We start from the raw sequence: 5,054 nt of genomic DNA on the forward strand, positions 1-5,054 counted from the left end.
GGCGCACACCCACACGTCGAACAGGCCCGGCTCGGCACGCAGCACGCCGTCGCGGCCGGTGAATGCCAGCTGTTCACGGGTCAGGGTGAACACCACCTCGGCCGACTCGCCCGGCTGCAGGGCCACCTTGCGGAAGTCCTTCAGCTCGCGCACCGGCCGCACGCGGCTGGCCACGCGGTCATGGATGTACAGCTGCACCACTTCCTCGCCGGCCACGCTGCCGGTATTGGTCAGCGTGGTGGTCAAGGTCAGGGTGTCGTCCCAGCCGACGCGCGCAGTGCTCAGCTGCGGCACGCCGTAGGCGAAGGTGGTGTAGCCGATGCCATGGCCGAACGGGTACAACGGCTCGTTCGGAATCTCGCGCCAGCGTGCCTTGAATTCCGACATCGTCGGCAGTTCCGGGCGACCGGTGCGCGGGTGGTTGTAGAAGTACGGCTGCTGGCCGGACACTTGCGGGAAGCTGACCGGCAGGCGGCCGGAGGGGCTGTAATCGCCGAACAGGACATCGGCCACGGCATGGCCGGTCTGCGTGCCCAGGTACCAGGTGATCGCAACGGCATGCGCATTGCGCACCGCGCCCTGCAGGGCCAGCGCGCGACCATTGCGCAGCAGCACCACCAGCGGCTTGCCGGTCATCGCCACCGCTTCGGCCAGCGCCTGCTGTGCCGGCGGCAGGGTGATCTCCACGCGCGACTGCGCCTCGCCGCTGTAACGCTGCGGCTCGCCCAGCGCCAGCACCACCACGTCGGCGCGCAGCGCAGCGGCCACGGCCGCCTCGGTGCCACCTGCAATGGCGGCTTCCAGTTCGCATCCCGGCACCACTTCCAGCAGCGCGTCATCGCCGATGGCCGCGCGCACGCCGGTTTCCAGATCCACGTAACGCTGCTTGTCGCCGAACAGCGTCCAGCAGCCTTCGATGTTGTCGCGGTCCTGCACGAACGGGCCGATCAGCGCGATCTTCTGACCGTTCTTCTGCAGCGGCAGCACGTTGTCGCGGTTGTTCAGCAGCACGATCGAACGGCGCGCGGCATCGCGCGACAGTTCGTCATGGGCGGCGATATGGGAGGTATCGGCTTCGCGCGCCGGGTCCAGCGAACGGTACGGGTCGTCGAACAGGCCGATGGCTTCCTTCAGCCACAGGATGCGGCGCACGCCTTCATCCAGCACGCTCATCGGCACCTCGCCGCTCTCCACCAGGCCCGGCAGGTGCTCGGCGTAGAAGCCGCTCTGCATGCTCAGGTCCAGGCCGGCGGTGAACGCCTTGGCGGTGGCATCGCGGTCGTCGGCGGCATAACCGTGCGCGACCAGTTCCATGTCGGCGGTGTAGTCGGAGATCACCACGCCCGGGAACTTCCATTCACCGCGCAGGATGTCGGTCAGCAGCTCGGCGTTGGCGCTGGCCGGCACGCCGTTGATGTCGTTGAACGAGGACATCACGGTGATCGCGCCAGCGTCGAAGGCCGCCTTGAACGGCGGCAGGTGCACATCGCGCAGGGTTTGCGGCGAGATGTCCACCATGTTGTATTCCATGCCGGCCATCACCGCGCCATAGGCGGCAAAGTGCTTGGGCGTTGCCAGCAGCGAGTCGGCGGCGCGCAGGTCGCTGCCCTGGAAGCCACGCACGCGGGCAGCGGCGAAGGCACAGCCCAGTACCACGTCCTCACCGGCACCTTCGGCACCGCGGCCCCAGCGCTGGTCACGGGCGATGTCCACTGCCGGTGCGTAGGTCCAGTGCAGGCCGGCAGCGGTGGCTTCAACCGCAGTGGCGCGCGCGGTGCGCTCGGCCAGGTCCGGCTCGAAGCTGGCGGCCTCGCCCAGCGGAATCGGGAACACCGTGCGCATGCCGTGGATGACGTCGGCCGCCAGGATCACCGGGATGCCCAGGCGGCTCTCCTCGGTGGCGACCTGCTGGATGCGGCGGCCGAGCTCGGCGCCGACACCGTTGAACAGCGAGCCGACCTTGCCCTCGCGCACCTGCTGCAGCACCTGGTCGGCATTGCGCACGTTGGCTTCCGGGTTCACGTCCGGGGCGAACGGGCGGACCATGTCCGCGAAGACACCCAGCTGGCCGACTTTTTCCTCGACGGTCATCTGGGCAATGAGGGATTCGATGCGATCGGAGGCCACCGGCAGTCCTTGATGAAAACGTTTACAAGCCCGGCATTCTAGCGATCCCGGACGATTTGGCGAGAGGTTTCGTCATTCAGTTTCAGCCACCAGCCGGATCCGTACGGTCCGGCCGGGGGCATCGCAGCTTACTCCGAGCCGGCCAACTGGCGCTGCCCGGCCATCAACATCGCGTCGCTGGACGCCTGGAACACCCGCAGGCCAAAGGCCGGCAGGATCGCCAGCAGGTGGTCGAAGATGTCCGACTGCACCGCCTCGTATTCGCCCCAGGCGGTGCTGCGGGTGAAGCAGTACAGCTCCAGCGGCAGGCCTTCGGTGGTCGGCTGCAGCTGGCGCACCAGCAGGGTCATATCGGTATGGATGCCCGGGTGGCTGGCCAGATAACGCTCCACGTAGGCGCGGAAGGTGCCCAGGTTGGTCACCCGGCGGCTGTTGACCTCGGCCACGCCCTGCTCGCGCAGGCGCCCGTTCCACTGGCCCAGCTCCTGCTGCTTGCCGCGCAGGTAGTCGCCCAGCAGGGCGAACTGGCCGAGGAAGGCCAGGTCCTGTTCCTCCATGAAACGCACGCTGTGCTGGTCCAGGAACAGCGCGCGCTTGATCCGGCGGCCACCGGCCTCCTGCATGCCGCGCCAGTTCTTGAACGACTCGGTCACCAGCTTCTTGGTCGGGATGGTGGTGATGGTCTTGTCGAAGTTCTGCACCGTCACCGTATGCAGGGCGATGTCGATGACATCGCCGTCGGCATTCTGGCTGGGCATCTCGATCCAGTCGCCGATACGGATACGCCCATCACCACTGATCTGCACGCTGGCCACCAGCGACAGGATGGTGTCCTGGAAGATCAGCATCAGTACTGCGGTGGCCGCGCCCAGGCCGGTGACCAGGTAGCGCAGGTCGACACCGGCGAGGGTGGCAACGATCGACAGCCCGGCGATCACGAAGATGATGATCTTGGCGACCTGCAGGTACCCCTTGATCGGCTTGTTGCGCGCCTCGGGGCGACGTTCGTACAGGTCGTTGGCCGCATCCAGCGCATGCGAGAACGCCATCGACACGGTCAGTACCGCCCACACGATGCACAGCTTGATGATGACGTTGACCAGGCCTGGCGGCAGGTCGGGAATGAGGGTGATGCCCGAGGCGATCACCTGGCTGGGCACCACGTTGGACAGCCGCGAAATGACCCGCATAAGATGGCTGCCACGCCCGGACTCGGCGCCCGGCAGGCGCTGCAGCAGGCGACGCAGGCCGCGCAGCAGGATGCGCTTGGTCACCCAGTTGGCCAGGCCGGCGGCAACCAGCAGCGCCGAGATCATCAACGCCAGGTAGGCGCCAGGATAGGGTTCCAGTGTGTTCTGCAGCTTTTCCAGCCACTGTACCGCCACCACTGCGTCCACCATCGGTTGTCTCCTTCTTCATTGCTGTTGAGGTTGCCGGCCAGCGGCCGGCACTACCGCGGGTTGCCAGCCGACGGCCGGCATTACCGGCGTGTCAGTCCCGCGAGCGTTCGATGATCACGCCGACCGCGCGTGCACCGCGCACCGCCCCGGGCTTGCTCAGCTTCAGGCGCAGCCACTTCACGTCGAACTCGTCCAGCACGATCTGCGCGCAGCGCTCGGCCAGGGTCTCCACCAGGCCGAACTCCGATTCGCGCACGAACTGCTCCAGGCGCTTGCTGACCGCCTTGTAGTTCAGGGTATGGGCAATGTCATCGCTGGCGGCCGGGCGACGGTTGTCGAACCCCATCTCCAGATCGAACACCAGGTCCTGGCGGATCCGCCGCTCCCAATCGTAGATGCCGATCAGGGCGTCGATCGTCAGCCCTTCGATGAAAACCTTGTCCATTGCGGTTACCAGCCGGAAAACAGGCGGCCATGGTAACGGGACGGCAGTGAGCCTGCCCGGAACGGAGGCGGGTCRCCGGGTATTCACAAGGTCTGGAAAAGACAAAGGGCCCTGCTAGCGGGGCCCTTTGGTACTACCGTTTTGTCCCCGGGGGGAGCTTTCTCAAGCCGCGGGTCCCGGTGGCGCAGGCACTGAGGTTAGGCAAGGACCCAATCGCCGGTCAAGGCCAATTGCGACAAAGCAACTCACGGAATTCGTCCGAGCCGAAACACAGGAAATCGGGCACGCAGGCAACGGCGTTCCCCGATGGTGATCGCCGCGGTCTCTGGCCAGCATCGACCCTTCCTTCACCACCGCAAATCACGATGGCTGCATACGATGCATTGAGGCGCGCTCTGTCAGCGGAGCGCCTGTCGACCTACGAGAGAATTGCATCGGCCTGCAGCCCGGGTGTCACCGCCGAATCCCTGTACCTGTGGAACATGCGGATGTGCGGTGCGCTGATGATGCCGGTGCATCTGTGCGAAGTTGTCATCCGCAACGCAGCCGCATCGGCGCTGGCCCGGCAACATGGGCCTCGATGGCCGTGGAATGATGCCTTCCGACGCAGGTTGCCGGCATCTTCATCCGCTTCGGCGAGAACCGCACTGGAACTGGTCACCGGCCGTACCACCGACACGCCCGAGATCGTCGCCAACCTGCCGATGGTTTTCTGGCAGCAGCTCTTCACCTGCCGCTTCGACGCTTCGCTGTGGATACCAGCACTCAGCGGTGTTCTACGCCATGCGCCTTCGGCCCATCCCAGTGTCACCAGGAAAGCCATCCACGCAGATATCGGACGCATCCGCCACCTGCGCAACCGCATCGCCCACCACGAACCGATCCTTGAGCGCGACATCGGCGCCGACCTGGCCGCGATCGGGCGGCTGATCCACGCCCGGTGCCCGCATACGCTGGCATGGCTGCAGCGCCATGAACGGGCCACCACGGTGCTGGCGGCCTCGCCACTGGTTGGCAAGCGTTGATGATGTTGCCGGCCAGCGGCCGGCACTACCGGGAGAYGGACCGGCTCACACCGCCGG

The 5,054-nt window shown here is 66.3% G+C and carries 4 protein-coding genes; 1 reads left to right on the top strand and 3 read right to left on the bottom strand.

Annotated features, from left to right (window positions below; all coding sequences use genetic code 11):
* The 3 genes from AB4Y84_RS12815 to folB all read right to left on the bottom strand — a co-directional run.
* A partial coding sequence (locus AB4Y84_RS12815; RefSeq protein WP_442250230.1) for a glycoside hydrolase family 3 N-terminal domain-containing protein occupies positions 1-2,127 on the bottom strand: 2,127 nt, incomplete at its 3' end.
* A 128-nt stretch (positions 2,128-2,255) separates the two neighbouring features.
* The gene (locus tag AB4Y84_RS12820) at positions 2,256-3,527 is read right to left on the bottom strand and encodes a mechanosensitive ion channel family protein (protein ID WP_025878254.1); all 1,272 of its coding nucleotides are present in this window, start codon (positions 3,525-3,527) and stop codon (positions 2,256-2,258) included.
* A 91-nt stretch (positions 3,528-3,618) separates the two neighbouring features.
* A complete protein-coding gene (gene folB / locus AB4Y84_RS12825) occupies positions 3,619-3,972 on the bottom strand; it encodes a dihydroneopterin aldolase (protein WP_025878255.1) in 354 nt (117 codons plus the stop codon).
* A gap of 365 nt (positions 3,973-4,337) precedes the next feature.
* Between folB and AB4Y84_RS12830 the strand changes: the two genes are divergently transcribed.
* A complete protein-coding gene (locus tag AB4Y84_RS12830) occupies positions 4,338-4,997 on the top strand; it encodes a hypothetical protein (RefSeq protein WP_442244773.1) in 660 nt (219 codons plus the stop codon).
* Positions 4,998-5,054 lie beyond the last annotated feature (57 nt).

The sequence above is a fragment of the Stenotrophomonas sp. 2YAF22 genome (genome assembly GCF_052114665.1).
In the GTDB taxonomy this organism is placed as follows: Bacteria; Pseudomonadota; Gammaproteobacteria; order Xanthomonadales; family Xanthomonadaceae; genus Stenotrophomonas; species Stenotrophomonas indicatrix.

What these genes read in the sequence shown, in the direction of transcription:
- AB4Y84_RS12820 (WP_025878254.1), bottom strand. Translation starts at nt 3,527, where the DNA reads ATGGTGGACGCAGTGGTGGCGGTACAGTGGCTGGAAAAGCTGCAGAAC.
- folB (WP_025878255.1), bottom strand. Translation starts at nt 3,972, where the DNA reads ATGGACAAGGTTTTCATCGAAGGGCTGACGATCGACGCCCTGATCGGC.
- AB4Y84_RS12830 (WP_442244773.1), top strand. Translation starts at nt 4,338, where the DNA reads ATGGCTGCATACGATGCATTGAGGCGCGCTCTGTCAGCGGAGCGCCTG.